The organism is Allobosea sp. LjRoot9 (assembly GCF_964252745.1).
GTDB lineage: Bacteria > Pseudomonadota > Alphaproteobacteria > Rhizobiales > Beijerinckiaceae > Allobosea.
Window position 1 is genome coordinate 183899 of record NZ_CAXUPC020000006.1, and the last position, 24705, is coordinate 208603.

The 24705-nt window shown below is 64.4% G+C and carries 26 protein-coding genes; 8 read left to right on the top strand and 18 right to left on the bottom strand.

Annotated elements, in window-relative coordinates; all coding sequences use genetic code 11:
* Positions 1-26 precede the first annotated feature (26 nt).
* Both ACSQ3P_RS22350 and ACSQ3P_RS22355 read right to left on the bottom strand, forming a co-directional pair.
* Positions 27-800 (bottom strand): hypothetical protein, encoded by a 774-nt coding sequence (locus ACSQ3P_RS22350; RefSeq protein ID WP_436167681.1) that lies wholly within the window; start codon positions 798-800, stop codon positions 27-29.
* 59 nt (positions 801-859) lie between these two features.
* The gene (locus ACSQ3P_RS22355; RefSeq protein ID WP_436167682.1) at positions 860-1405 is read right to left on the bottom strand and encodes a hypothetical protein; all 546 of its coding nucleotides are present in this window, start codon (positions 1403-1405) and stop codon (positions 860-862) included.
* A 66-nt stretch (positions 1406-1471) separates the two neighbouring features.
* Between ACSQ3P_RS22355 and mauJ the strand changes: the two genes are divergently transcribed.
* From mauJ to ACSQ3P_RS22385, 6 genes are all read left to right on the top strand, one after another.
* Positions 1472-2890: a methylamine utilization protein MauJ gene (mauJ, locus tag ACSQ3P_RS22360; protein ID WP_436167683.1), complete on the top strand. Its 1419-nt coding sequence runs from the start codon at positions 1472-1474 to the stop codon at positions 2888-2890.
* A gap of 613 nt (positions 2891-3503) precedes the next feature.
* On the top strand, positions 3504-3848 hold the full coding sequence (locus ACSQ3P_RS22365) for an ArsR/SmtB family transcription factor (protein ID WP_436167684.1): 345 nt from the start codon (positions 3504-3506) through the stop codon (positions 3846-3848).
* Entirely contained in the window at positions 3845-4318 is a 474-nt protein-coding gene (locus tag ACSQ3P_RS22370; protein WP_436167685.1) for an SRPBCC family protein, read from the top strand. Before ACSQ3P_RS22365 ends, ACSQ3P_RS22370 begins: the two co-directional genes overlap by 4 nt.
* The gene (locus tag ACSQ3P_RS22375) at positions 4315-4968 is read left to right on the top strand and encodes a glutathione S-transferase family protein (RefSeq protein WP_436167686.1); all 654 of its coding nucleotides are present in this window, start codon (positions 4315-4317) and stop codon (positions 4966-4968) included. The genes ACSQ3P_RS22370 and ACSQ3P_RS22375 overlap by 4 nt, the downstream gene beginning before the upstream one ends.
* A gap of 112 nt (positions 4969-5080) precedes the next feature.
* Positions 5081-5593, top strand: coding sequence for an N-acetyltransferase family protein (locus ACSQ3P_RS22380; RefSeq protein WP_436167687.1), 513 nt, complete (start codon positions 5081-5083; stop codon positions 5591-5593).
* 271 nt (positions 5594-5864) lie between these two features.
* Positions 5865-6533, top strand: coding sequence for a haloacid dehalogenase type II (locus tag ACSQ3P_RS22385; protein ID WP_436167688.1), 669 nt, complete (start codon positions 5865-5867; stop codon positions 6531-6533).
* Between the two features lie 303 nt (positions 6534-6836).
* Here the strand turns inward: ACSQ3P_RS22385 and ACSQ3P_RS22390 are convergent, their stop codons facing one another.
* The 5 genes from ACSQ3P_RS22390 to ACSQ3P_RS22410 all read right to left on the bottom strand — a co-directional run bounded on the left by ACSQ3P_RS22390 (position 6837) and on the right by ACSQ3P_RS22410 (position 12218).
* A complete protein-coding gene (locus ACSQ3P_RS22390; RefSeq protein ID WP_436167689.1) occupies positions 6837-7328 on the bottom strand; it encodes an Lrp/AsnC family transcriptional regulator in 492 nt (163 codons plus the stop codon).
* Positions 7329-7596: 268 nt separating this feature from the next.
* Positions 7597-8940 carry an aspartate aminotransferase family protein gene (locus tag ACSQ3P_RS22395; protein WP_436167690.1) on the bottom strand — a complete coding sequence of 448 codons (1344 nt, stop codon included), beginning with the start codon at positions 8938-8940 and terminating at the stop codon, positions 7597-7599.
* An 84-nt stretch (positions 8941-9024) separates the two neighbouring features.
* Entirely contained in the window at positions 9025-10140 is a 1116-nt protein-coding gene (locus ACSQ3P_RS22400) for a phosphotransferase (RefSeq protein ID WP_436167691.1), read from the bottom strand.
* 447 nt (positions 10141-10587) lie between these two features.
* A complete protein-coding gene (locus ACSQ3P_RS22405) occupies positions 10588-11184 on the bottom strand; it encodes a hypothetical protein (RefSeq protein ID WP_436167692.1) in 597 nt (198 codons plus the stop codon).
* Between the two features lie 71 nt (positions 11185-11255).
* A complete protein-coding gene (locus tag ACSQ3P_RS22410; protein ID WP_436167693.1) occupies positions 11256-12218 on the bottom strand; it encodes an extracellular catalytic domain type 1 short-chain-length polyhydroxyalkanoate depolymerase in 963 nt (320 codons plus the stop codon).
* A 76-nt stretch (positions 12219-12294) separates the two neighbouring features.
* Between ACSQ3P_RS22410 and ACSQ3P_RS22415 the strand changes: the two genes are divergently transcribed.
* Entirely contained in the window at positions 12295-12915 is a 621-nt protein-coding gene (locus tag ACSQ3P_RS22415) for a TetR/AcrR family transcriptional regulator (protein ID WP_436167694.1), read from the top strand.
* Between the two features lie 59 nt (positions 12916-12974).
* On the opposite strand, the gene ACSQ3P_RS22420 is transcribed toward ACSQ3P_RS22415, so the two are convergent.
* Genes ACSQ3P_RS22420 through ACSQ3P_RS22440 form a run of 5 tightly spaced genes read right to left on the bottom strand, consistent with a single transcriptional unit; the run spans position 12975 to position 17865 of the window.
* Positions 12975-15236, bottom strand: a complete 2262-nt coding sequence (locus ACSQ3P_RS22420; RefSeq protein WP_436167695.1) for an ATP-binding protein — start codon at positions 15234-15236, stop codon at positions 12975-12977.
* Positions 15237-15264: 28 nt separating this feature from the next.
* Positions 15265-15768: a hypothetical protein gene (locus tag ACSQ3P_RS22425; protein ID WP_436167696.1), complete on the bottom strand. Its 504-nt coding sequence runs from the start codon at positions 15766-15768 to the stop codon at positions 15265-15267.
* A 36-nt stretch (positions 15769-15804) separates the two neighbouring features.
* Positions 15805-16866: an HD domain-containing phosphohydrolase gene (locus ACSQ3P_RS22430; RefSeq protein ID WP_436167697.1), complete on the bottom strand. Its 1062-nt coding sequence runs from the start codon at positions 16864-16866 to the stop codon at positions 15805-15807.
* Entirely contained in the window at positions 16863-17429 is a 567-nt protein-coding gene (locus ACSQ3P_RS22435) for a chemotaxis protein CheW (protein WP_436167698.1), read from the bottom strand. The genes ACSQ3P_RS22430 and ACSQ3P_RS22435 overlap by 4 nt, the downstream gene beginning before the upstream one ends.
* Entirely contained in the window at positions 17344-17865 is a 522-nt protein-coding gene (locus tag ACSQ3P_RS22440; protein ID WP_436167699.1) for a hypothetical protein, read from the bottom strand. Before ACSQ3P_RS22440 ends, ACSQ3P_RS22435 begins: the two co-directional genes overlap by 86 nt.
* Before the next feature lie 346 nt (positions 17866-18211).
* Between ACSQ3P_RS22440 and ACSQ3P_RS22445 the strand changes: the two genes are divergently transcribed.
* Complete coding sequence (locus tag ACSQ3P_RS22445) at positions 18212-20803, top strand: methyl-accepting chemotaxis protein (RefSeq protein WP_436167700.1); 2592 nt, start codon at positions 18212-18214, stop codon at positions 20801-20803.
* A gap of 49 nt (positions 20804-20852) precedes the next feature.
* Here the strand turns inward: ACSQ3P_RS22445 and ACSQ3P_RS22450 are convergent, their stop codons facing one another.
* From ACSQ3P_RS22450 to ACSQ3P_RS22475, 6 genes are all read right to left on the bottom strand, one after another.
* On the bottom strand, positions 20853-21257 hold the full coding sequence (locus ACSQ3P_RS22450) for a group III truncated hemoglobin (RefSeq protein WP_436167701.1): 405 nt from the start codon (positions 21255-21257) through the stop codon (positions 20853-20855).
* Between the two features lie 71 nt (positions 21258-21328).
* Entirely contained in the window at positions 21329-21919 is a 591-nt protein-coding gene (locus ACSQ3P_RS22455; RefSeq protein ID WP_436167702.1) for a DUF2478 domain-containing protein, read from the bottom strand.
* A 60-nt stretch (positions 21920-21979) separates the two neighbouring features.
* Entirely contained in the window at positions 21980-22999 is a 1020-nt protein-coding gene (moaA, locus tag ACSQ3P_RS22460; RefSeq protein WP_436167790.1) for a GTP 3',8-cyclase MoaA, read from the bottom strand.
* 62 nt (positions 23000-23061) lie between these two features.
* Positions 23062-23823 (bottom strand): carbonic anhydrase, encoded by a 762-nt coding sequence (locus tag ACSQ3P_RS22465; RefSeq protein WP_436167703.1) that lies wholly within the window; start codon positions 23821-23823, stop codon positions 23062-23064.
* Complete coding sequence (locus ACSQ3P_RS22470) at positions 23823-24374, bottom strand: hemerythrin domain-containing protein (RefSeq protein WP_436167704.1); 552 nt, start codon at positions 24372-24374, stop codon at positions 23823-23825. Before ACSQ3P_RS22470 ends, ACSQ3P_RS22465 begins: the two co-directional genes overlap by 1 nt.
* Complete coding sequence (locus ACSQ3P_RS22475; protein WP_436167705.1) at positions 24361-24702, bottom strand: hypothetical protein; 342 nt, start codon at positions 24700-24702, stop codon at positions 24361-24363. Before ACSQ3P_RS22475 ends, ACSQ3P_RS22470 begins: the two co-directional genes overlap by 14 nt.
* Positions 24703-24705: the final 3 nt, after the last annotated feature.

The following is a 24705-nucleotide window of genomic DNA, read 5'->3' on the forward strand; positions in this document are numbered from 1 at the left end:
CCTTGCTTGACATCAGGACCAACAGCTTATGGGTTTCCTTCTTGGCAATGTGGACAGCTTGGGTCCGGCGTGCGGCGCTTGACGTATTGGTGATGCACGTCAGCAATTTCGGTAGGGTGATAATGGCCGATCAGCCATTCGGCTGGCACATCCTGGTGCAGGGTGAATGTAAAATCGAGATCCGGTACCCAATCGGGCCGATTGACCTTGATCCGTGCCCATTCCTGCAACAGCACCTTCGCCAACTGTGTACGTTCGTGCGTGGTCGCTGCGCTTAGTGGAAGATCAAGCTGCAGCATCGTGGGCACACCGCGCTTACGGAGGGCCTCATGGCCTGGAAATCCCAGCATGCACATGAACCACTCTCCTCCATAAAGGAGGTAGTGGCCGGCCGATTCCACCAAACCTTTATCATCGGCGGTGAGATAGACACGCCCCTTGTCTCGTTCGAAGAGCTCCTGGTCGGCGAGGAGCTCCTCTACTTTCGACCTGTGGTAGGCAAGGCTTTCTTCCTCATCAAGCAGCATGCGAAGCCGCGCCGCTAGAACCGCTGGGTCATTCCTGAGAATGCCTTCGCGAAAGTAGACGCCGGCGTCACCGACTCGACACCCGTGGAAGGCTCGGATTGATGCAGATGACAGCGCCTCACCGAGGATCTCGGTCAGTGCTTCACAAGGCATACGCAGCACCGTCTGGACGATTTTTAGCCAAGTATGATCGTCGTGACAGATATCCTGCTCGCCCGTTCGCTCAAGCGTTCGCACTCCCTGGCAGAGATAGGGTCTCAACCACCGTGACATCGGTGATACCCACGATCGCGGCCGTCGCCACTCGATCAGTCTGTCGTTCCAAATCGCACTCATAAGCTGGTCCCCTCCGCCGAGCGCTTTGGAGCGTAGAGGATAAAAAACTCTCGCCAAAAGCGGACTACGACCTCAAGGATCTGCATTGCGGTGTACCAGCGGTGGCTGCCGGCCTCTACGCCGAAGTCGAACAGGAGAAAGGCGCGGGCTCCCGTAAGAAAGGGAGCAGGCCCGTCCCAATGGCCTTCATCAAAGCCGGCATCTGGCAGATCGAACGCGAACGGCAGAAGCCCGACTTTAAGCGCCTTGAAGTCGTCGCGCCGTTGAAAATGCTTCGTACCGTTTGTCAGCGCCTGGACAGTCGAAAACCAAGGGCATGCTCGGTCGATCCACTGCAAAAACCCCTCTCTGTCGCGAATACCGATCGCTTTCCGGGTCTTATAGTCCGTTTTCAGCCAGTCTCCCCAGACCCATTCATGAAGGTGGTAAGCAGTAATGGCGCAGTTGAGAGCAAGGCGGGCAGACTCAGGCTGCTGTTCAAAATCTGCGAAATCTGCCTCGAGTTTGGACAGAAAATCATGCGAAGTCGTGATCCCGAACATGCTCATTTCAGATCGTGAAAACTTTGAACGGAGCCGCGCAGTTAACCCCTAACACGTCGGAAAGAAATGTACGCACGTCAGCTTTGCAGCCTGCTCCATCAGGCATTGGCTTCGCCGAGCCCCTACGAAGAGACGGAGCAGCGCTTCGAGAGCCTGAGGGGATGCCGCCGATTGCCTGCTGGTCGCGAGAATGCCGGACGGCGGCTCACGGACGAGCAAATTGCCAGCGCGGTGCTCGGCTTCGTGCCGACGCTCGCGGGTTGGGCCGGCCATGCATCGCTCGTAGTGGGCGGGTTGCGTCCGGTCGGCGGACCTGCGGCATCCATCGCTCGCTCGGCGAATTTGCTTGAAGCGGTTGCGGCTGTCTTGGCCAGCGACGGCGCCTGCAAATCCTTGGTGAGCTTCTCGATTGCCATTGTCAGGAAGGATAACGACGACGAATATGGTGCCAGATGCGTCTTCGAAGAAGACGGCGAGCGGAGGGTCACCTCTTATGTGTCGTCCATGGCCGTGTCGCTGCTGCACGAGGGGGCCGATAGAGGCTACAACCACGAGCGGATGGGTGGCCCATCCGCTCGGCAATTGGTGCTGACGCAAGAATTCTTCAGAAAACTGCGGAGAGAGGTCGTCCTATCGCGCCGTCTTGATCTTCCACTTCAGACCAATTGGCACGAGTACGAGAGTGAAGAGGAACGGGGCGAGTTCCATCGCAAATTGGGGGCACGGCCTGGGTCGTGTTTCTTGAACCTTGCCGTGGATACCAACGTGGCCTGGCCGAAGGAGCCGACTCTTGCCGAATTCGGTGGGCATCGCTTCGTGATGTTCCCGCCGACAAAGGACAGTTCGCACTCGATCAGCATAGACCTGACGAACGAGCGTATTTCTGCAGGGGAGGCACGCACGCTGCTCAATCGCTTTCTCAGCCTAATGAGCTGGTGCGACGATCGGCACGCGGCTCTGAAGGACGGTTGGTCGGGCAACCCCGTACCGGTCCCGATCCAAAGGTCCAACGGAGGGTTCCACACCGCTTCGCCTTGGCTCTTCGCTCGATCCATCCCGAACGACGCCGAATTGCTCCAGCGGCTGGCCTATTATAGGGAGGGTCTGAACGCGCGACACGCGGGGTTGGTGACCTTCGCTGTCCTGAGCTTCTACAAGGTCTTCGAGAAACGGGAGCGATCGAGAGCCGGAGTCCCGAATCCGACCAAGCTCTGGATCGCCGCAGCCTTCGACACCGCGGTAAAGTCGCTTGAGGTGGAAACGATTCAGCGCTTCGATGCCGACAGAGGCGGCGTGGCAGTCGAGCAATACCTGGCCGAGAACTGCCGCGTAGCGACCGCGCATGCCTCGGCGGCCGTCCCCTCCGATGCCGATGCATCCCTCGAAATCCGTCGCTTGCACTCCGCCGCCGACATCATCCATGCGCTGGCGCGGCACCATATCGCGACGGAGTACGGACTCTCGCAGTCACCTCTCTCTGACTGAGGGCGGATGGCGCTGCTGCGTCCGGTGCTTGCTGACGGCGATGGGTGGACAGGGCGCGGGGCTGACAGCCATTTTGCCTGCGCGACGACATCTTGGCGCCACAAGCGGGGAGGGGCCGCTGCCCGCCGCTCCCGACCTTCGGATCGGCTAGACCGGCCGGCGTCTGCCCCGCGATCTCAACGCGCGCCAGCCCCACTCACTTCCCCGCCTTGTGAACATCCGTCGCGAGCGTCATTTCGTCGATCCTTGGGTCGTAGCGCAGCCTGCGCTGCGTCGCCCGGATGCTCTTGAAAGGAGAGGGCGGGATGATCGAGACGTCGCTGGAGACCAGCTTGACCCGTGTCCAACGCCAGCTTCTCGCGCCTGGCCTCGTCGGTCTCGTTGACCGCCGCGGTGGTGAGCGCGTCGCGCCCCGGGTTTGAGTGTTGCGCCCAGCCGTAGAGCCCAGCCGGTCTGCCGGTTTGCGGGTCGCGAACAGGGCCTGCGAGCTTCAGGGCGCAGGGCATCCCTATCCGGCGCGGGGCCGCCTGAGAAAATCGTCCAGACCGGGATGGCGTCCAGGGAACCGGTTCCCGGTTGACTCCTGTCTGTTCTCAGGTCAACACTTAAGCAAATGCTACAGTATCAAACCAAGCCGCTCGACCTCGCCTTCCAGGCCCTGTCCGATCCCGGACGCCGCGCCATGGTCGAGCGCCTGTGTCTTGGTCCGGCCTCCGTCAGCGAGTTGGCTAGGCCCCTGCCGATGACCCTGTCGGCGGTGGTCCAGCACCTGAAGGTTCTGGAGGAAGCCGGGCTGGTGAAGAGCCAGAAGCTGGGCCGCGTGCGCACCTGCAGCCTGGAGCTCAAGGCCATGAGGCAGGTCGAAGGCTGGATCGCCGAGCGCAAGCGCTTCTGGGAACAGCAATACGATCAACTGGAGGCCTATCTGGCCCAAACCGCAGCAGAGGAGGACAAATGACCATCACCAACGCCACATTCACCATCGAGCGCCTTCTGAACGCCTCGCCCGCGCGGGTCTTTGCGGCCTATGGCAGCCTCGAGGCCAAGAGCGTGTGGTTCAGGGCGCCGTCTGATATCGAAACCCTGAATCGCGACTTCGACTTCCGCGTCGGCGGCAAGGAACGGTTCCACGCCCGCTGGCCCAGCGGCATGATCACCGATTTCCAGGCCACCTATCACGACATCGTCGAGAACGAGCGGATCATCCTCGTCTACGACATGTTCCACAACGGCGATAAGCTGTCGGTGTCGCTGCTGACGCTCGAACTCAGGGGCGAGGGCGGCAGGACCCGGCTGATCCACACCGAACAGGGCTCCTATCTGACCGGCGGCACTGAAGCGGTGCAGGGGCGCGAGCACGGGACGACCTGGCATATCGACAACCTGGTCGCGGTCCTTGAGGGGCGCGAACCGAGGGCCTTCTCATGACGCTCGAACTCTTCGCCCATCCGTTCTCGTCATACTGCCAGAAGGCGCTCATCGCCTTCTACGAAAACGAGATCCCGTTCACCTACCGGATGCTGGAGGACGCCGGCGTGAGCGAGGAGCTCGCAGCGCTGTGGCCGATGAAGCGCTTCCCGATCCTGCGCGACGACGGCCGCGTCGTGCTGGAGGCCTCCATCGTCATCGAATACCTTGGGCTGCATTATCCTGGGCCGGTGAAGCTGATCCCCGAGGATCCCGACCTCGCCCTCGAGGCGCGCATGCTCGACCGCTTCTTCGACAATTACGTCATGACGCCCCAGGGCAAGTTCGTCTTCGACAAGCTGCGCCCGCCTGGGAGCCGCGACCCTTACGGCGTCGCGGATGCGCGCAGGATGCTGGACACCAGCTATGCCTGGCTCGACCAGCGCATGCAGGGGCGCAGCTGGGCGGTGGGCGAGACATTCAGCCTCGCCGACTGCGCCGCCGCGCCTTCGCTGTTCTATGCCGACTGGACGTATCGAATCCCTGCCCATTTCAGCCATCTCGTGGCCTACCGCGCGCGCCTGCTGCAACGGCCGTCCTTCGCCCGCGCGGTGGAGGAGGCGCGGCGCTTCCGCCACTACTTCCCGCTCGGCGCCCCGGATCGGGACTAGGCGCAGCCGCCTGCGTCAGCATCCGGGCTGGCCAAGCCCAAGGCTCCGATGCGGCCCGGTGAACGGGGGCTCCCACATCCGTTGTCAGCCTATCCAGAAAGGTCTTGGATCGATGCCGAGTGACGAAGTCCTGATCAGGACCGGACGTACCGACGACATTCCCGAATTGATGGCCATTTTCAATCACTACATCGAGAACACGAACGCCCGCTTCACCACGGAACCGCTCACCCTGGAAAGCTGTCGGGCATGGTTCGACGGTTATGGCGCAGGCCGCTATCGCCTGCTGGTGGCGCATGACGGCGCCCATGTGCTTGGAACCGCCTATAGCAGCCGTTATCGGCCGTCTGCCGCCTTCGATACGACGGTTGAAACCAGCATCTATATGCGTCCCGATCGACGCCATGGCGGAACGGGGACGAGGCTCTACAGCGCCTTGATCGCCCTGCTGCAGGGCGAGGACGTCCATCTCGCCGTGGCCGGCGTCGCGCAGCCCAACGAGGCCTCCAACGCCCTGCATCGCAAACTGGGTTTCGAAGAGGTCGGAACCTTCAAGGACTATGCGCGCAAGCGGGGCATCTGGATCAGTTCGACATGGTTCCAGCGGCTCGTGAAGGACGACTAGCGGGACCAGCGCGAGCTCGACCCGTCAGGCTTCCAAACGGCGGGGTAAGCGGCATGGCGCCGGCGAGGAGCGATGTCGACGTGATTGCGGCAAGCGCGTCATTCCATGGGCGCAGCCCCGTCCGGACAGGCAAACGATCTGCTGCGACGGCAATTATCTGCAGCAATTCCTGCTCGACATGGTCGCGATACAGGGCCCGCCGCAAGGTCGCCGGACACTATGATCGCAGCGGAAGCGAGGCCGATCGCTTCGCCGATCAGGAGCAGCGATGATGAGTGTCTTCAAACCCAAATACGTGACCTTCGATTGCCACGGGACCCTGATCTATTTCGCGATGGCGGACGCTGCGCGCGCGCTTTACGGCGCAAAGCTGGACGAGCCCGCTTTGCGCAAGCTCATCGATGACTTCTCGGCCTACCGCCTCGATGAGGTGATGGGCGACTGGAAGCCTTACGAGGCGATCGTCTACAACGCGCTCGAGCAGAGCTGCCGTCGTAACGGCGTCGCGTTCCGCCCCGAAGATGCGCGCTGGGTCTATGAGCAGGTCCCCAGCTGGGGCCCGCACGCGGATGTGCCGGCGGGCCTCGCCAAGGTGGCGAAGGAGATCCCCCTCGTCATCCTCTCCAATGCGATGGACGAGCAGATTCCGCACAATGTCGCCCGACTCGGCGCGCCCTTCCATGCCGTCTACACGGCGCAGCAGGCCGGGGCCTACAAGCCGCGCTTCAAGGCCTTCGAATACATGTTGGACAAGCTCGGCTGCGGGCCCGAGGACATCTGCCACGTCTCCTCCTCGTTCCGCTACGACCTGATGTCGGCGCATGATCTCGGCATCAAACACAAGGTCTGGGTGAATCGCGGCCACGAGCCGCCCAACCCCTATTACGGCTATGTCGAGATCCCGGACATTGGCGGTCTGCCAGGGGTGTTCGGGCTCTGAAGCCAAAATGCGTCCATTCAATCCCTTGTCCTGATTGCGGCGGCATCCGTCACGATGCCGCCGTCGGAAACGCCATGCCGCGTGATCCCGACGAGGCGCCGTCAATCGGCTGAGTAGAAATCCAGCGCGGTTTTCGATCTGAGTGAAACACAGACCGTCATTGCGAGAAGCGAAGCGACGAAGCAATCCAGGAGGACGTAGAGCTCTGCCGTTCCTGGATTGCTTCGCGGAGCCTGTACTCGGGCTTGCCGAAGGCAAGACCCGGGTGCTCGCAATGACGGTTCAGTCAGATCGAAAACCGCTCTAGCGCTTCGGCAGTATATTTCGCAGCGGGACGGTCCGTGTCTCGAATGGCTTTCTCAGGACGATCCTGTTGGAGAACTTGATGATGCCGACATCGAGCTCGAGCATGTGATCTCTGATCGCGCTGAAGCGTGACAAGCTCTCGACGATGATCTTCAGAATATAATCGCAGCCACCGCTGACATTGTAGCATTCGGTGATTTCCGGCAGTGTCTCGGCCGCCTCCTCGAACAGGCGAAAGCTGTCGCGTCGGTGTTCGCTGATGGTGATCTCGCTGAAAACCGTGATGAAACTGCCGAGCTTCTCGAGCGCGATATTGGCGTCGTAGCCCCGGATCACACCGGCTTCAAAAAGACGTTTCATCCGGGCGAGGCAGGGACTGGGTGAGAGTCCCACGGCGGCCGCCAGCTCAACGTTCAGACAATGGCCGTTTCGCTGGATATGATCGAGAAGCTTGATGTCGAGCCAATCGAGTGAAACTGCAGTTTCCATGCGCTTACATTCGTCCGGGATCGTGAACCGCGCTGCCCAGGCGCTGCTTCTTTGCCGCCTCTAACCCCTGCGAGCCATGCTGATCGACCGGCCGTACGGGGCGAGCGATGCTGAGGGTGTTCGACCGACCGCGCAAGTGTCGGACGCCCGGCATGATCCTCCTGCGGACGACGCGTTGCGCAAGCGCGAGGGGCTGGGCCGAACGCGCTTGAGATCGGTGCAGCGACGACGCGCGCGCCCTTGCGCTGATCATCGCCTCGCGCAGCCCCTATGGGGCGGCAGTGCCCAGCGCGTCCTGAAGGGCCTGGAGGAAGCGATCGACATGAGCCGCCTCGCAGATCAGCGGCGGACGCACCTTGAGCGTGTCTTCATTCGCACCCGTAGTGCTGATCAGAACGCCGTCATCGCGCAGGGCATTGACGACGTTCAAGGCCATGGCGCGGCGCTGAGCGGCGGCCATCCCCTCGAGGCCGATATCGATGCCGAAGAACAGGCCGGCATGGCGCACGGCCCGGATGCCTTCCGCTCGGCCTGCAAGCTGCTCGAGACCGGCGTTCAGGCGCGCGCCCATGGCGAGTGCGTTCTGCGGAATCCGGTCCCTTTGCAGAATCGTCAGAACCGCATCGGCGGTGGCGATGCCGACGGTGTTTCCGGCGAATGTATTCGAGTACCGGGCCGTGGCGCCGAAACGGTCCATCGCGGCATGACGCCCCACAACCGCGCCGATCGGGAACCCGTTGCCCATGGGCTTTCCGAGCGTGGCGAGGTCGGGCGCGATGCCATGCCGCTCGAAGCCCCACATATGCGCGCCGGTGCGTCCGAAACCCGGCTGAACCTCGTCGGCGATGAAGAGACCGCCGGCCTCGCGCACCGCCGCGACCGCGCCGGCGATGAAGCCGGGAGGATCGACCCAGACACCGTCGCTTGAAAAGATGCTGTCGATCAACAGCGCCGCAACGCCGATGCCGCGCCGGTTCAGATCCTTGATCGCGGCGCGCACCTGCGCTTCGAAGAACGCGGCAGCCTGCGCATCCGGCACGCCTGCGGGGCCGGGCAGGTTGACCATGCGCACGGAGGGGCTGAGCTGCACGGCCTCGCCGAGATTGGGCGAGACCATCGCCACCGCCGCGCTCGTGCCGTGATAGGCGTAGGACGAGACGATCACGCCCTCATTCCCGGTGACGAGCCTGGCGATCCTGAGCGCGAGGTCGTTGGATTCGCTCCCCGTGCAGGTGAAGACGACCCGGTCGAGTTCCTCGGGAAAGGTGGCGACGAGCCGCTCGGCATAATCGACCAGCTGCGGTTCGAGATAGCGCGTATTCGCGCTGATCCGGCCGGCCTGCGCCGCCATGGCCGCGTTCACCTCGGGGTGGCAATGGCCGAGAGAGGGAACATTGTTGTAGAAATCGAGATAGGCGCGGCCATCGGGGTCGTAGAGCCACATCCCTTCACCGCGCACGAAGTGAACCGGCCGGCGATATTGCAGGCGATAGGACGAGCCGAGCACCGCGTCGCGGCGGGCGATCAGCGCCGCATCGCGTGGCGCGATATCGGCCTCACCCGGCCTGTAGCGGTTGGGCATGAGATCGACGGGTATGAGATCGACGGACATGAGCTTCAACCTGTTCGACAGTAATGCGGGGGCAATCCGGTGTGAGGCGCCCGGCGACGCCTGCATAGGCACAATCGCGGCAATCTACGACATCGCTGCCGCTGCCATGACGGCTTCCCGCTCGCTGGCGGGGTCGAGCGAGGCGAGGATGGCCAGGCCCCGTTCAGCCCGGGCGACGTTCTTCTTGATGTACTCGGCATTGCCGGGAAACAGGTGAGCGCGCCAGTAATTGATCAGGATCAGGGCGCTCTGGCGCGCGCGCATCAGCCCGACGAGCAATCGCGCTTCATCGGGCGAAAGCGGCAGCGCTGCGGCATAGCCGGCAATCAGATGCTCCGCGCCGCCGAGCGGCAGGGCAGGGTCGCTCACCAGATGGCTCGCCGCGATGGCGAGGTCCTGGATCCTGGGGCCCCAGCAGCCATCGCCGAAATCGATGAAGGCGATGCCAGCCTCGCTCACCAGCGTATTGAACGGGCTCGGGTCGTTATGAGCGATCTGCCAGGGCACGCTGCCGATCGCGGGCGCGATCTCACGCTCGTAATCGCGCATCGAGCGGGCAACCGCTTCGGCGACCGGCCCGGGCGGCAGATGGCGCTGCAGCTCCAGCAAGCGCGGCCAGCATCTGACATGCCAGAGCACAGGCCGATGCATCGCCGGCAGGTCGCGCCGGCTCAAGGCGAGATCGAGCCGTCCCAGCGCGGAGCCGACATCGCGCAGCAACCGCGGCGACCGCGCCACCCTATGCATGGGTGTGCCATCCAGGCGGGTCTGCAGATAGCCGCAGACGCCGTCCTGCGCGAACATCAGCGCGCCGCCGCCGGTCGGCAGGATAGTGGGCGCGACGAACCCGGCCGCGCCGGCCACAGCAGCGATCGCGGCCGACTGGAAACGGAAGCTTTCGACCGCCTCGGGCCGTCGCGACGTCTTCAGGATCAACCGCCGGCCATCGGGCAGCGCGACCTCGGCCGTGCATTCGACTTCGGACGACAAGGTCGTGATCTCGCCGGAGAGGCCATAGTGCAGCGCCAGCAGATCCGCCAGCACGCCATCCGCGACGACGCTCGGCGGCGCCGCCAGCACCGCCGCGGCATCGCGGAAATAGGCCTCCTGCACGACCGGGGAGGGCTCCCACGCCCTGCCGGCCGAGATGATGGACCCGCCCGCATCGCCAGCAAGACCAGCATCGTCATCGACACTCAAAACCGCTCTCCGCAATGGGCCGCGATCGACGATCGGGCGCGGGCGCTCCGTCCTCGCCTCGACGCCATGCCCGGTGGCCCGATGAGATTAGACGGGGGCCGGCGCGTAAGATCGGCGGCCGCCTGCAATCGGAAGCAGAAGATGTCGCGTTTCTCACAAGCTTCGGCAGAAGATTGGGAGAGCTTCGGGAATGGCGATGGTCGGGGTTTTAAAGGCCTGTGCAGTCGCCTTTCTGTCGATTTGGAGGGGAGTTTAGCAGCGGGGCGATCCGGCCGATCGCTTTCGGGCAAGTCATCGCCCGAGCAGGACGTCATCGCCCGAGCAGGACGTCATCGCGCGCGCCGGCCGGCGGGCGGGTAGCCGGGCTCGCTCAGCAGCGTCCTGGCCTTCTGCACGTCATAGGTCGGGCAGGGCGCCTGCGGCTTCGGAGGCTCCGACGCAGGGCCTTTAAGATCGCCTCGGATTGTATCGGGTGGCTGTCAGCCGCTCGGAGACCGCGCAAGACTTGCTGTCCCGAAAGCCCGCCTCGCGCAGCGCGGCCCTGATGGCGCCGTCGCCATAGCCGATATTGTGTCCTTTGAGGTAGATCGCCCAGATTGGCAGATCGGGGCATTGTGCCTGCGCCGCTTGAGCCGCGGTGAGATCGTCGGGGCCCTCGATGCGGGCGATGATCATTGCCGCATCCGCGACATCCTCGGTCAAGGCGCCCTCCAGAGCATCAGTCAGCGCAGCATCGTCGCAAGCACCGACCAGGAAGACTTTTGCATCCTGCTTGAGCCCCAGTTTGGCGCGCAGGCTCGGCGGCGGGGCGGCAATCGCCCTGGACCATTTATCCGCCGCAAGGGCGCCCAGATGCAGCAAGACGGCTTCGCCATTGCAGGTGAAGCAAAGGGCCTCGCCCTCCACATGGACATTGACGAGGCGGTCGCGCGGGAAGCGTCGGCGGATGTCGCCACGCAGGATCAGCTCCGTGCTTTCAAGCAGAACGCGGACATCGCCCGCTTCGCCACCGATCTCCGCTCGTGCGACTGCCTCGCGTCCCATGTCACCCGCCAGTTGAGATTATGTGTTGGCAGCCGGTCGTTGACGCGGCCTTTCCGCCCAAGCATTCCCGCTCATCGCGGGTGGCTGCGAAAGAACTCCCAGATCGTGTCGGTCGCGTCGATCGGGGCTGCGGTTTCCGCGCCGCCGGCAAAGCGGCCCCTGCCGGGCGATCCCGGCCAGGAATGGCCGCCTTGCGGCAGGTCGTAGAACACGACATCCGCCCGGCCACGGCAGGCTTTGCTGAGTTCCTGCTGTAGCCCCGGCGTTCTGGTTACGGAGGGCGCGCCGGTGCATCCGTTTGCCTTGCGCCAGAAATCCACGGCATCGCGGACGGGCCGGTACGGCATGGTCTGCGCCTTCGCGACAAAGCCGGTCTGGCTCATCCCACCGTTGAAGCCCACGGCCGGATCCTGTTCACCGTGGATGATGAGCATGGGCACGGGCGTGCGCGGCGCGGCTTCGTTGCCGAACAAGGCACCCGACACCACGGCTGCCGCCGCGATCCGGCTGCCGAGCGCGATGGCGACGCGATGGGTGAGCATTCCGCCATTGGAAAAGCCGGTAATATAGATGCGCCTTGGATCGATCGGCGTCTGTTTCGAGACATCGTCGATCAGCGCGTTGATGAAACCGATATCGTCGACACCGCGCGACACCGCTTCGCCGCAGCAGCCGGTGGCATTCCATGTCCCCATCCGGTCGTTGCGGCCGATCCCCTTTGGCGCGGCGATGACCAGGCCCGCTGCGCGCGCCTTGTCCGCCCAGCGCGGCATCATCGTCTCGGGGCTCCCGCCGCCGCCATGCAGCACGATCACCAGCGGCGCCGGGCCATCGCCACGCGATGCGGCAAGCAACAGGTAGCTGCGCTCGAGGCCGCCGACGCGCAATGTCTGCGTGACAGCCCCGCTTGTGCCCTGGGAATGCGCGCTGCGCGACTCGCGCCACCGCTCCAGCAAACGGGGCTGTGCCTCCGCCGTCCCAGCGAGCAAGACGCCCATCATGGCGCCGACGATGGCGATACCGAATGCCCGCATCTATCCGCTCCTCCCGTGATCAAGGGATGAATTCGAATCTGTTACTGATCAGTAACGCTTTGTTCCCATCGAGTATATGGCTATCACCGACGGCATGACCAGCAGCTATGCGGACATGCTCGACGAACATCGCGCCAACCGGCGCGCCTTGCTGCTGGTCAAGGCGGCGGAGGCGATCGACACGCATGGTCTTCGCAGCGTCACCATCGATGCCATTGCCGACCATGCCGGGGTCGCGAAGGTCGTGCTCTATCGCTACTTCCGATCGAAGGATGCGCTGATCGATGCCGTCCTCGCCGATATGGTCGATGCCCTGCTCGGGGTGGACGACATGCCGGCGCAATGGTGGACCGAACGCCTGCCGCACACGCTGGCGCTGGCCCATGAAAAGCGCGCTGCGCTGCGCGTCCTGTTGCGCCAGGCGTCTTACGATCCCCGCTTCGGCAAGCATGTGAAGCGTCTGCATGCCGTGCTGGCCGAGCGCACCATCGGGCGCATCCGGGAGGCGCTGGGCGAACCGGGCGCAATGCCCGGCGATGCTTCCATGCTGGCGCAGATGATCTCGAACTTCCTGCTCGATGCCTATCTGCTTTGGGTGGACCGCGGCGACCCGGCCAAGGACGCCGAGTTTCTCGAATGGCTCGTCGCCAGTGTCAGGTTCATGACCCGCCAATGGTGGAATGCGCCGGCGGATTGACGAGCGATCGGAGCGCCTGGGCCGGTTGGCTCGACATCGCCAGCAGATGCCGGGGCGCGTTATGCAGAGGCTGCGCTCGCCGCTATGTCCCGCGAGGGGGCGCCGGCTTCCATCGTCAGGATCGTGCGCAGCAGCGTTGCCTGAAGTACGGCGAGGTCCACCGCCCCGCTCGCCTCGATCGCGCGCTCGGCGATTCCTGCGGCGGTTGCGACGGCGGCGAGCCCGAGCGTTCCAGCCACGCCCTTGAGCGTGTGCAGTTCGCGGATCGCGCGCTCGGTCTCGCCTGCCGCGAAGGCCTTGCCCGCGGCTGAGACCATGCGTGTCGCGTCGGGCCAGAAATCCCGCGTCAGCTCGTCGAGGAGATCATCGCCGAGCTCGCGCCGCAATGCGTCCCGCGCAGCCTGGTCGATCAGCCCGGGCCCGCCATGGTCGTCGAAACGGTCGGACCTGACCGCATCGGGTTGCGGCGCGATGGCCGAGGCGCCGCCCGGCAGCCATTTCGCGAGAATGGCCGTCAGCTTCGCACGGTTGATCGGTTTGGCGACGAAGTCGCTCATGCCGGCCGCCAGGCAATCCTCGCGATCGCTCGAGAACGCGTTTGCCGTCAGCGCGATGATCGGCAGGGTTGCCGGGCCCAGCCGGCGGATCGAACGCGTTGCCTCGAGCCCGTCCATCACCGGCATCTGCATGTCCATCAGGACGAGGTCGTAATGCGTGGCGCCGACCAGATGAACGGCGATTTCGCCATTGGGCGCATGATCCGCCTGAAGGCCGAGGCGCTGCAGCAATTCGCTGACGACGACGAAATTGATCTGGTTGTCTTCCGCCACCAGAACCCGGCCTGAAAAGCTTCGATCATGGGAAGATTCTTGGGTCTGGGACGATTCTTGGGTCTGGTCTGGTTCTTGGGCAGGCGCCGAGGCCGTTGCGCCCTGCGACGCCGCAACCGGGCCGACGGGGAATGTGAACCAGAAGCGGGAGCCTCCGCCCTCGCGGGGGCTGACGCCGATCTCGCCGCCAAGCGCGCCGATCAGCCGGCGGCAGATCGCCAGGCCGAGCCCGGTGCCGCCGAAGCGGCGGTTGATGGTGATGTCGAGCTGGCTGAAGTCCTGGAACAGCCGGTCGCGGGCCTCGGCCGGGATGCCGATGCCGGTATCCTCGACCTCGACGCGCAGGCAGTCCTGGCGGTCCAGGCTGCAGGCCAGCCTGACCCAGCCGCTATCGGTAAACTTCACGGCGTTGCCGACAAGATTGAACAGGATCTGCCGAAGACGCGTCGCATCCGTCGTGACGAGAGCCTGCGGATTGTCGACATGCAGCATGATGCCCTTCTCGCGAGCGCGCTGCCCCATCACGTTGCTTACCGCGGTACAGACCTCGCCGAGTTCGAATGGGACGAGCTCGAATTCCACCGCCCCCGATTCCAGCTTCGAGAAGTCGAGGATGTCGTCGATCAGCGCCAGAAGCGTGTCGCTGCAGTCGCCGATGACGGCAAGCCTGTCGCGCTGGCCTGCGCTCATGGCGGAATCGCGCATGATGTCGACCATGCCGATGATGCCGTTCAGCGGCGTCCGGATCTCATGGCTCATGGTCGCCAGGAAGATCGACTTGGCGCGCGCGCCAGCTTCCGCGCGCTTGGCGGCCTCGGCATTTTCGATGCTGAGGCGCTCGGAGCGGCGCCTGGCGATGCGGATATGGCGCAATTGTATGCCGAGATAGATCACGATCGCCGCCAGCGACACGATCAACGCCGTCATCACGCTCGCCAGCTGGGCGTAAACCGATCTCAGCTCGGCGCGATCTTGAACCCTGATGCGGGAATGGGCGAGGTTGGAGACGTTGAGCAGACGCTCGGAGAGATGCGCCATCGTCTCGAGTTCGAGCAGCAGCGGTGACACTTGCCGCGCCGGCTCCCCGGCTAGATCGAGCCCATCGATCAGCGAGGCCAGCGTCAAGATGCGCAGCCGCGCCTCCTGCGCCAGCATGATGAGCTCAGTCTCGCCGCCGAATTTCGTGGCGTAGTGGTCGCTCGTGAGCACGCTCGCGCGGCTGTACAGGATGTCGTAGCGCAGGGTTACCTCTGCGCGCCGCGTTCGGGTGAACTCGGTCTCCAGCTCGCGAACCGCCCCGCTGAGTTTCTTGACCTCCCTGTCGAGTTGGTAGGCCGCCCAGACGGCATCCTCGCGCACGCTCTCGTCGCTGGCCCGCTGGCGCGTGCCGATCGCCGAGAACGTCGCTACGACGGCGCAGCCGAGCACTATGCTGACGCCCACCAGCGCCATCACGCCGTAGTCGAACAGCCGGGTCTTGCGTGTCAGCATCGGATGCGACCCTCGCCCCAGTGGGTCGTCATCGCACCTCTATCGTTTTCAGCTGCCAGGCGGAGCGTCCGAAATAGAGCTCATTGTAGAGCGAGGGGTCCTGATCGAAGGGATAGATCACGAAGACCGGGCCTTTCTCGCGAACGGAGATCGGCTTGCCGTCGATCTTCGTCGCCAGGATGACCGGCCATTTCCGGAAATCGGCGACCGGAATCTCGACGACATAGTCGTTCAGCGCCGTCACCCGCAGCACGGTTCCACTCGCGCCGACCAGATCGAGCACAGCGGCTCCGATCGGGCCCTCGAACCGGGTCTTCTCCGGATACCATGGCGTGTTGGTGACGGTCTCGCGGCTCGGCAGGGCCTGCAGCATCGCGGCATCGAACGCAGCGCCCTCCGCGCTGTTGCTGTTCGTGATTTTCCCGGTGACGGTCAGAATAACCGGATCCTTCGGCGCCGGAATGGTCTCGGCGAGGGCAAGGCTGATTGCGCCGAGCATGGCGAGGCAGGCTATGGATAGGCGCTTGAGCATGGCTTCGATCCCCTTCGTTGAAATGGCTGCGTGAGCTCAGCCGGCCTGCGCGACGACGGAGGATGCGGGGGCTTGCGAGGTTCGCATCAAGGCGGCGATCTCGCTCCAGCGCGCCTCGAACGCCGCCACGCAGGCGGGGTCGAAATGGCTGCCGGAGCCGGATCTGATGAAGTCGCGCGCATCGCCGAGCGGCCAGCCGGGCCGGTAGACGCGGTCGGCGCAAAGCGCCTCGAAGACATCGGCCACGGCTGCGATCCGCCCCTCGATCGGGATAGCCTGGCCGGCGATGCCGCGCGGATAGCCCTTGCCGTCCCAGCGTTCGTGATGAGAGCTCGCGATCCGCTCGGCGCAGCGCATCAGGCTCGACTGTCCATCGGCCAGGATCGCCTCGCCGATCGAGACATGCGTGCGCATCAGCGCCATCTCCTCCTCGGTGAGGCGGCCTGGCTTCTGCAGAATGGAATCGGGGATGCCGATCTTGCCGACATCGTGCATCGGCGCAGCCGCGAAGATCGTCTCGCACTGCTCATCGCCCAGGCCGAGGCCCTGGGCGATGAGGCGGCACAGCCCCGCCATGCGCGCGACATGGTCCCCGGTATGGCCGTCGCGGCAGTCGATCGCGCGCGAGAGGCGGCGTGCCATGTCGCGCTGGCTTTCGACGAGCTCCTGCGTGGCCTGCCGAACCTCGCTGGCGAGCCAGGCGGCGCGGTCGCGCATCAGCGTTTGCGCCTCGCGCAGCTGAAGCAGGTTGTGGACGCGCACACGCAGCTCGACAGGCTCGACCGGCTTCCGCAGGAAATCGGTCGCTCCCGCATCCAGCGCGGCGATCCGCGTTTCGCGCTGTTCGGCCGTGGTGACCATGACGATGGGCTGGTGATGATGGTTCGGCAGCTGCCTCAACGCGCGGATGAACGCGACGCCATCCATTTCCGGCATCAGGTAATCGACGAGGATCAGGTCGAATTCGGTGGTTTCTGCCGCAGCCAGCGCCTCCAGCGGGTTGGCGAAGACGGAAATCTCGTGCCGGCCGATATTGTTCACGACACCGCGCAGCACCATCAGATAGGTGCGGTTGTCATCGACGATCATGATCTTCATGCGCGGCCGCCTTCGGCACCGCCGATCGCGACCAGGTCGAGCAGGCCGATGATCTCGCTGTCCCGGGTGATCAGCCCGTGCAGCAGGACAGCGTCACAGCAATTGGGGGGAGCCGGCAGAAGCTCGCCGGGCAGAAACTCGACGATGTCGGAGACGGCATCTGCCAGAATGCCGATCATGCGTTCGCCCAGATCCGCGACGACGACGACGCTGGCGAGACCGATCGCGTTGCGGCCGAAACCAAGCCTGGCCTGCAGGTCGAGCACCGGAACGATGGCGCCGCGCAGATTGATCACGCCGAGCATATGGTCCGCCGACTGAGGCAACTCGGTCGTTGGCTGCCATCCGCGGATCTCGCGGACACAGTCGACATCGATGCCGAAGGCTCGCCCCGCCAAACGGAAGACGACCATTTTCCGGATCTGCGCGGCCTGGCGAGCGGCCTGCTCATCGGAGCTGATTTGATTGTGCACGGGCTTACTCCTCGCCCTTGCCGATGCGCAGATACTGGCGGTCGTCGTATTCGATGAGCGCTGGCGATATCCTGATCGCGGCAGCTTCACTCACGGCGGACGGCTCAAGAAGCGAAAACGACATGGCGCCCCTCAGATGAGCCGAGATGGCTCGATTTATCTCTGTTGGGCACAACTGGGGGAGTATGAGCTTAAAAATATCTGAAACAAATTCTACAAAGAACGATTCATGCTGTAAATTGATCTGAATCAATCTTATTGTTTGATATAGATCAACTGGAATGACAGTTGCGTCGGGCGTTCCTTCCGAAAACAACCGGCTGCGCCGGTTCTTGATCGCATCCGTCACGCCGATCGAGCGAAACGCGCCGGCAACGGATTGCTCTTGCAAGATCAGCGCATCGACCTGCCGTGGTTTCGCGGCGAGCGCTTGCGCTTTGTGGTGCTTCTCCCGCCTCCGGTCCGCCTCTCCGCCCGAAAGCATGATCCGGGAAGACCAGCGCAATGGCGGGACGAACCACCTCATCTCTCCGTTGCGGTCTTTAGCGTCGCAACTGTCGGCCAGTGTTGGCCGGTCTGCAATCCAGGGACAGAGGCGGCCAAGGTGTCGAGATATTGATCTAGATCAATACTGGAGGAATACGCGACGACATAAATCGATAATTAATAAATGCGACACTAGGTTTGCGCAAACTCGATCAGATTGTAGATATATTGGGTATCGAATCAGGATTATGAATATTGAATTCGATATTCATTGATATGGCGAGTAAGTTGAATCGTTTTTATTATAAAATAGACCTTACAATACCGAATAACAGCTTCCGCTGCGATGAAAGCGAGAACGCGTCCGTTCTACCTGGGAGATGATGATGGGTTTGTTCGAGAGCGCTCTGCGGAGCGCCAGTGCCAGTTTGTGCAAGGACGTGGTTCGCCAGGCCGTGACGAACGAGCAGCTTGACGGGATCGATCCGAAGCTGTTCCGCTTTGCCGGGCGCAGCTCGCCGCTGGCGCTGGCCTTCATCTCTCCGAATGTCGATTTCGCGGAGGTTTCGCGCAGGCTGACGGCTTTGGCGGGGGGGACGCCGATCATCGCCATGACGACGGCCGGCGAGCTCTGTTCGCAGCCGAACGGGCGCATTTATCTGGATACGCCGAACGACTGGCGCACCATCGTCGTCCAGGTCTTCTCGCCGGCGCTGATCGAGCGCGCCGAGATCTTCTCGGTTCCGCTGCATTGCCAGGATATTCGCGGCAAATCCGCCGTCACGCTGGAGCATGAGGAGCGCGTCGACAGGATCGCGGCCGAATTGGCCCGCGTCACCCCGTCCTTCCGCCTGGATGCGCGCGACAGCTTCGCGCTGACCTTCATCGACGGGCTGTCGAAATCCGAGAACTACTTCATGGAGGCGGTTTATCGCGCCGCCAAGTTCCCCTGCATGTTCACCGGCGGCTCGGCCGGCGGCAAGCTCGATTTCGTCAAGACGTGCCTGTATGACGGCACGCGCATTCTCGAAGACCACGCTGTGATCGCCTTCGTGAAGCTCGCGCCGCGCCAGCGTTACGGCCTGTTCAAGAGCCAGAATTTCCGCCAGCTCGATCGCTCCTTCGTCGTCGTCGAGGCTGACGTCAATCAGCGCTCGGTGCAATCGGTCTTCGATGCCTCGACCGGGACGGTCCACGCCTTCATCGACGCTCTCTGCAAGAGCTTCGATTGCCGTCCCGACGGGCTCAAGGCAGCCTTGGCCAACAAAGCCTTCGGAATCGAGCTCGACGGGGAAATCTTCGTCCGCTCCGTCGCCAGCCTCGATTTCACCGACGGAAAAATCACCTTCTACTGCGATATCTCGGTCGGCGACCGGCTCGTGATGCTCGAGGAAACCGATTTCGTCGAGCAGACGCGCAAGGACATCGCCGCCTATCTGCAGGGCAAGCCGAAGCCGTCTGCCGTGCTGATGAATGATTGCATCCTGCGCCGGCTGTCGAACCCCGGCGCCCTGGCGGGAGCCACGAACCTGTGGCCGGTTCCCGCCGCCGGCTTCTCGACCTTCGGCGAGCTTTTCGGGATCAACGTCAACCAGACGCTGTCGGCGATCGTGTTCTTTTCCGATGTCGGCGAGGATTACGAGGACCCGCTGATCGACAGTTTTCCGGTTCTGTACGCCAAGTTCTCGAACTATTTCGGCCGCCGCAACCTGACGCGTATCGAGCGGGCCCGCATGCGCCAGGATCTGCAGCGGGCGTTCGGGGACGTCATCACCTCGGCAGTGGCCGGCGACTTCTCCAAGCGCGTGACCGTGCAGTTCGCCGATATCGAATTGAACAAGCTGGCCAACAACGTGAATACGCTCGTCGAGACCGTCGATCGCGGCCTCGGTGAAACCGGCGCGGTGCTGGCGGCGCTGGCCGATGCCGATCTGACGCAGATGGTGACGGCAACCTATCAGGGCCGCTTCGCCCAGCTGAAAGAGGCGATCAACGGAACCATCGAGCGCCTGTCCGAGACGCTCCACACCATCCAGGCGACGTCGAACGAGGTCACCTTGACCGCCCGCGAGATCACCGCCGGCGCCAACGACCTGTCGCAGCGCACCGAAGAGCAGGCCTCGAACCTCGAGGAAACCGCCGCGACGACCGAGGAGCTCGCCGCCTCGGTGAAGGCCTCCGCGCAGGCGGCCCGCCAGGCGACGCAGATGGCCAATCAGGCGAAGGAGGCAGCCAGCAGCGGCGCCGCCGTCGTCGGCGACGCGGTCGATGCGATGGCGCGCATCGAGGCGGCTTCGCAGAAGATCTCCGCCATCATCCGGGTGATCGACGACATCGCCTTCCAGACCAATCTCCTGGCGTTGAACGCGGCGGTGGAAGCCGCGCGCGCCGGCGATGCCGGCAAGGGCTTCGCGGTGGTGGCCTCGGAAGTGCGCACGCTGGCGCAGCGCTCGGCCGCTGCCGCCAAGGACATCTCGGCGCTGATCTCATCCTCGAATGCGCAGGTCAGCGAGGGCGTGACGCTGGTGCGTGCCGCCGGCACGGCCCTGACGCAGATCAACGAGGCGTCGTCACGCGTGTCGGCGACCATCGGCGAGATCTCGACGGCCAGCGCCGAGCAGGCGCATGGCATCGAGGAGATGAGCCAGACCGTGGCGCATCTCGACGGCATGACCCAGCAGAACTCGTCGCTGGCCGAGGAAAGCGCCGCCTCCGCGACGGTCCTGACGGAAAGGATCACGGAATTGCGGGCGAGCCTTGCGCGCTTCAAGACCAGGGCCAAGCCGCAGGACGCGGCATTCCACGACCTGGCCGGGCAAGTGAGCGATCTCAGGCAAGTGAGCGATCTCAGGCAAGCGAGCCATCTCAGGCAAGCGAGCCATCTCAGGGAGGTCGCCAGGGTGATGTCGGACCAGATTGCGCCGCCGGCTCCCAGGCAGGCGAAGACGCGTGCGGCGGTGGGCTGGAACGAATTCTGAGGCTCAGGCGCGATAGAGCTGGAGCCGGGCGCGCCAGCCCGGTTGCCCCTCAGCGCGGCCCGGCTGCGGGAAGGTTCAGCGCCTTCGGGCCGATGCCGAGGCTGATCTGGAGGCTGTCGGCGATGCGCCCGGCCCGGTCGATGAACAGGGCGGCGGCCTCGGGCTCACAGACCTGTCCGGCCGTTGCGGCAAACAGGCTGAGCCATCGCCCGAACATCTCCGGCGTCAGGCCAAGTCGCATATGGGCCTGATGCGGCTTGCCGGAATAGCTCCCCGTCTTGAGCACGACGGACGACCAGAAGCGCACCATGGTTTCGAGATGGGCATCCCAGCGATGCGAAAGCGCCTGCTCGAATATGGGCGCCAATTCGGCATCGTCGAGAACGCGCCCATAGAAGCTGTGGACCAGCGTCCTGATATCGGCCTCGGTTATGCGTTCGGCTGCCCCGGTCATGGGGCGCGCCGCCTGGCTCGTCTGGACAGACATCATTGGACCCGGTTCGCTCGAGATCTTGCAGGCATGGCTTACTGCGAAAGGCTGGAATGCGGCTCGCGATGGCGCGCCAGGCCGGGGCGAATGGTAAGGCCCAGCGCAGCGCAGAGGGCCTCTTCATCGGCGGGCAGGAGGCTGAGATCGTATTCCCGCGCCATCTCGCCGGTGAAATGCCGCCAGCCTTCGATATTGCGCCATGGCACCGCGACCAGGAGCGGCAGGCCGGCCTCGATCGTCTCGGCGATCAGCGGGCGCAATCCGCCGCCCTCCGCTTCGGTCTTCCCGAATTTGTTGAGGATCACCAGGTCGGGCTTCTGGCACAGCGAGGCACGCGTGATCTGCATCGCATTCAGGAGCTGGCCGATATCCAGCGAGCAGCCGCGCGCCAAGCGGCCGCGATCCTGCGTGATGCCGGTCAGCGCGCCGCTCGCCAGGTCTTCCAGCTCCATGTCGCAGCGCGAGCGCCCGGGATTGGGCCGGTTATGCTGCACGAGGCCGGCAAGCCTGCAGCCCCTGTCGCGCAGCGCCGAGCAGACGCTGTGCAGGGCCCGGTCGGCCGCCTCGCCATCGCTGTAGACCAAGGCGGTGATTGGCAAAATTTTTGGCGTCCCTATTCCTGGCATCCGTCATCTCCTTTTCGGTCTTCGATCAGCCGCCGGTCACGCTCTTATGGAAGCCGGCGGCTAGCCGCCGGTGACGCTCATATGGCGGCCGATAACGGGCTTTGCGCGGCGCCGGTCGATGATGAAATCATGGCCCTTGGGCTTGCGCGAGATCGCCTCTTCCATGGCGCGGTGCAGCGCCGCGTCGTCGGGCGAGGCGCGTAAGGGCGCGCGCAGATCGGCGGCGTCCTCCTGTCCCAGGCACATATAAAGCGTGCCGGTGCAGGTCAGGCGCACCCGGTTGCAGCTCTCGCAGAAATTATGCGTCATCGGCGTGATGAAGCCGACGAGCCCGCCGGTCTCCTTGACGCGGACATAGCGCGCCGGCCCGCCAGTCCGGTAGGGATCCTCGACCAGATTGTACGTATCCATCAATCGCGCCCTGACGACCGAGAGCGGCAGGAACTGGTCGATGCGGCCGGGCTCGATTTCGCCCAGCGGCATCACCTCGATCAGGGTCAGGTCCATGCCCAGCCCATGGGCCCAGCGCATCAGCCCTTCGATCTCGTCCTCATTGACGCCCTTGAGCGCAACCGCATTGATCTTGACCCGCAGGCCCGCCTTGCGCGCCGCCTCGATGCCGCCGAGCACCTTGTCGAGATCGCCCCAGCGCGTGATCTTGCGGAACTTGTCGGGGTCGAGCGTGTCGAGCGAGACATTGATCCGGCGCACGCCGTAATCGGCCAGCTCCTGCGCATAGCGGTCGAGCAGGGAGCCGTTGGTGGTCAGCGTCAGCTCTTCCAGCGCGCCGGTGGTGAGGTGGCGCGAGAGTGAGCGGAACAGGCTCATCACATCGCGCCGCACCAGGGGCTCGCCGCCGGTGAGCCTGAGCTTGCGGGTGCCGCGCGCGACGAAGGCGGTGGCGACGCGGTCGATCTCCTCCAGCGTCAGCAGGTCGCGCTTGGGCAGGAAGCTCATATCCTCGGACATGCAATAGACGCAGCGCAGATCGCAGCGATCCGTCACCGAGATGCGTAAGTAGGAGATGTCGCGGCCGAACGGATCGACCAGCGGCGCGCGCGTGACCGGCGCGATGCCGATGAGGCCAGGCTCGCCGCCCGGGCCGGATGTGGAGGGGCGATCGTGAGGGACATTCGACAGGGTCACGCGCGTTCCTCCGTGGCGGCCGGGCAGGAACAGCCCGTCGCGGCCTCGCGTCGCGCCCGGTTGGCGCGGCCGGTGTGAGCCTTGCGCCGGGCAGGCGCAGCGCCCCCGACCGGGGTGAGGACGCGCTGGTCGATCGAGGGCAGGGCGTCGCGCTCGCCAATCGATGACAGATGCGGGCCGAGCTCCCGCAGCAGGCCGTCCTGGATGCGGTAGATCCAGCCATGCAGGTTGAGCTCCTGGCCGCGCGCCCAGGCGTTCTCGACGATCGGCGTCTGCGCCACCCGGCGAACCTGCATCTCGACATTGATCTCGCACATCCGGTCGAGGCGGGCGGTTTCGTCCCGGATCGCGTCGAAGGTCGCAAGATGCTTGCGATGGAGCATCGAGATCGGCTGCAGCCAATGGTCCAGAATGGCGCCGCGTTCGGCCATCAGCGCGCGCTCGACACCGCCGCAGCCATAATGGCCGCAGACGATGATGTGTTCGACCTTCAGCTGCTCGACGGCATATTCGATCACCGACAGGATGTTCATATCGCTGGTGTGGACGATATTGGCGATGTTGCGGTGGACGAAGACCTCGCCGGGGTCGAGGCCGAGCACGTCATTGGCGGTGACGCGGCTGTCCGAACAGCCGATCCAGAGATAGCGCGGCGTCTGCTGCTCGGCCATGCGCCGGAAGAACTCCGGGTCGTCGCGCGTCTTGGACCGCGCCCAGGCGACATTGCGGTCGAAGAGATGGTCGAGCGTGCGCGACATCAGGCTGGCACTCCGCGCCGTTCCTTCATGGTCCGGCTCATCGCTTTCAGGTCTTCGCGCCGCAGCCGAATGCGGGCGATGGCCAGGACGATGCCGTTCTCCGCCGCCATGTGAAGATGCTCGCTCGCCGCATATGACAGCATCAGCTTGCACATGCCGCGCGCCAGCTTCACCGGGTCTTCCGCCGGCCGCCCGGTCAGGGCGCCGATGATGGCCTCGACCGATTGCCGGGACTGGCGGTGGTCTTCGGCAAGGCGGTCGAGCGCCGCGGCGAGATCGTCCTCGGGCAAAGCGCGGCGCAGCAGCAGCGGAAACAGGTCCTCGTCCTCGTCGCGGTAATGCAGGACAAGGTCGCGACGCAGATAGGCCGTGATCATCTGCGCCTCCGCGCGACCGACATGGCCCGCCTCGGCATGGTGGCGCAGCGCGGCGCAGAGACGGCGCTGGCGAAAATGATCGGCGAAGATATACGCAAGCGGATCGTCGAGGAGCGCCGGGGGCAGGGCCTCGATGCCGAGCTGGTCGCGGCGAGCGGGCTCATGAGTGGCCATCGCAGCCTCCGGAGCCGCATGAGCAGCCCCCCGTTTCCGGAACTGGCGCGGTGTCGCGCGCGATCGCCCAGCGCAGCATCTTGCCGATCACGGCCCGGCCTGGATCCTCGGCGCGCTCGATCGCCGTCATCAGCGCCAGCCAGTCCTCGTCGCTCGCCAATGCAGCGTAGCGGCGCGAGGCATTGGCGACATACTCGCCTGGAGTCTCGTCATGCTCGTCGCCCAGCGCCTGGATCTGCGCGAGCAGGACGACGTCGCCCAGCGCATCGAGCGCGGTCGCCGCGTCGGTCTCGTCCGACAACCGGGTCAGAAGTGCTCCAAGCTGCATGGC

Bases quoted from the DNA above. Each gene is read 5' to 3' on its own strand.
- ACSQ3P_RS22415 (WP_436167694.1), top strand. From the start codon at position 12,295: ATGGCTATCACCGACGGCATGACCAGCAGCTATGCGGACATGCTCGAC.
- ACSQ3P_RS22380 (WP_436167687.1), top strand. From the start codon at position 5,081: ATGCCGAGTGACGAAGTCCTGATCAGGACCGGACGTACCGACGACATT.
- ACSQ3P_RS22395 (WP_436167690.1), bottom strand. From the start codon at position 8,940: ATGTCCGTCGATCTCATACCCGTCGATCTCATGCCCAACCGCTACAGG.
- ACSQ3P_RS22450 (WP_436167701.1), bottom strand. From the start codon at position 21,257: ATGACCGGGGCAGCCGAACGCATAACCGAGGCCGATATCAGGACGCTG.
- ACSQ3P_RS22455 (WP_436167702.1), bottom strand. From the start codon at position 21,919: ATGCCAGGAATAGGGACGCCAAAAATTTTGCCAATCACCGCCTTGGTC.
- ACSQ3P_RS22440 (WP_436167699.1), bottom strand. From the start codon at position 17,865: ATGAGGTGGTTCGTCCCGCCATTGCGCTGGTCTTCCCGGATCATGCTT.
- ACSQ3P_RS22475 (WP_436167705.1), bottom strand. From the start codon at position 24,702: ATGCAGCTTGGAGCACTTCTGACCCGGTTGTCGGACGAGACCGACGCG.
- ACSQ3P_RS22355 (WP_436167682.1), bottom strand. From the start codon at position 1,405: ATGTTCGGGATCACGACTTCGCATGATTTTCTGTCCAAACTCGAGGCA.
- ACSQ3P_RS22375 (WP_436167686.1), top strand. From the start codon at position 4,315: ATGACGCTCGAACTCTTCGCCCATCCGTTCTCGTCATACTGCCAGAAG.
- ACSQ3P_RS22425 (WP_436167696.1), bottom strand. From the start codon at position 15,768: ATGCTCAAGCGCCTATCCATAGCCTGCCTCGCCATGCTCGGCGCAATC.
- mauJ (WP_436167683.1), top strand. From the start codon at position 1,472: ATGTACGCACGTCAGCTTTGCAGCCTGCTCCATCAGGCATTGGCTTCG.
- ACSQ3P_RS22405 (WP_436167692.1), bottom strand. From the start codon at position 11,184: ATGGGACGCGAGGCAGTCGCACGAGCGGAGATCGGTGGCGAAGCGGGC.
- ACSQ3P_RS22370 (WP_436167685.1), top strand. From the start codon at position 3,845: ATGACCATCACCAACGCCACATTCACCATCGAGCGCCTTCTGAACGCC.
- ACSQ3P_RS22390 (WP_436167689.1), bottom strand. From the start codon at position 7,328: ATGGAAACTGCAGTTTCACTCGATTGGCTCGACATCAAGCTTCTCGAT.
- ACSQ3P_RS22445 (WP_436167700.1), top strand. From the start codon at position 18,212: ATGGGTTTGTTCGAGAGCGCTCTGCGGAGCGCCAGTGCCAGTTTGTGC.
- ACSQ3P_RS22385 (WP_436167688.1), top strand. From the start codon at position 5,865: ATGAGTGTCTTCAAACCCAAATACGTGACCTTCGATTGCCACGGGACC.
- ACSQ3P_RS22365 (WP_436167684.1), top strand. From the start codon at position 3,504: ATGCTACAGTATCAAACCAAGCCGCTCGACCTCGCCTTCCAGGCCCTG.
- ACSQ3P_RS22410 (WP_436167693.1), bottom strand. From the start codon at position 12,218: ATGCGGGCATTCGGTATCGCCATCGTCGGCGCCATGATGGGCGTCTTG.
- ACSQ3P_RS22470 (WP_436167704.1), bottom strand. From the start codon at position 24,374: ATGGCCACTCATGAGCCCGCTCGCCGCGACCAGCTCGGCATCGAGGCC.
- ACSQ3P_RS22350 (WP_436167681.1), bottom strand. From the start codon at position 800: ATGTCACGGTGGTTGAGACCCTATCTCTGCCAGGGAGTGCGAACGCTT.
- ACSQ3P_RS22430 (WP_436167697.1), bottom strand. From the start codon at position 16,866: ATGAAGATCATGATCGTCGATGACAACCGCACCTATCTGATGGTGCTG.
- ACSQ3P_RS22420 (WP_436167695.1), bottom strand. From the start codon at position 15,236: ATGCTGACACGCAAGACCCGGCTGTTCGACTACGGCGTGATGGCGCTG.
- ACSQ3P_RS22465 (WP_436167703.1), bottom strand. From the start codon at position 23,823: ATGTCGCGCACGCTCGACCATCTCTTCGACCGCAATGTCGCCTGGGCG.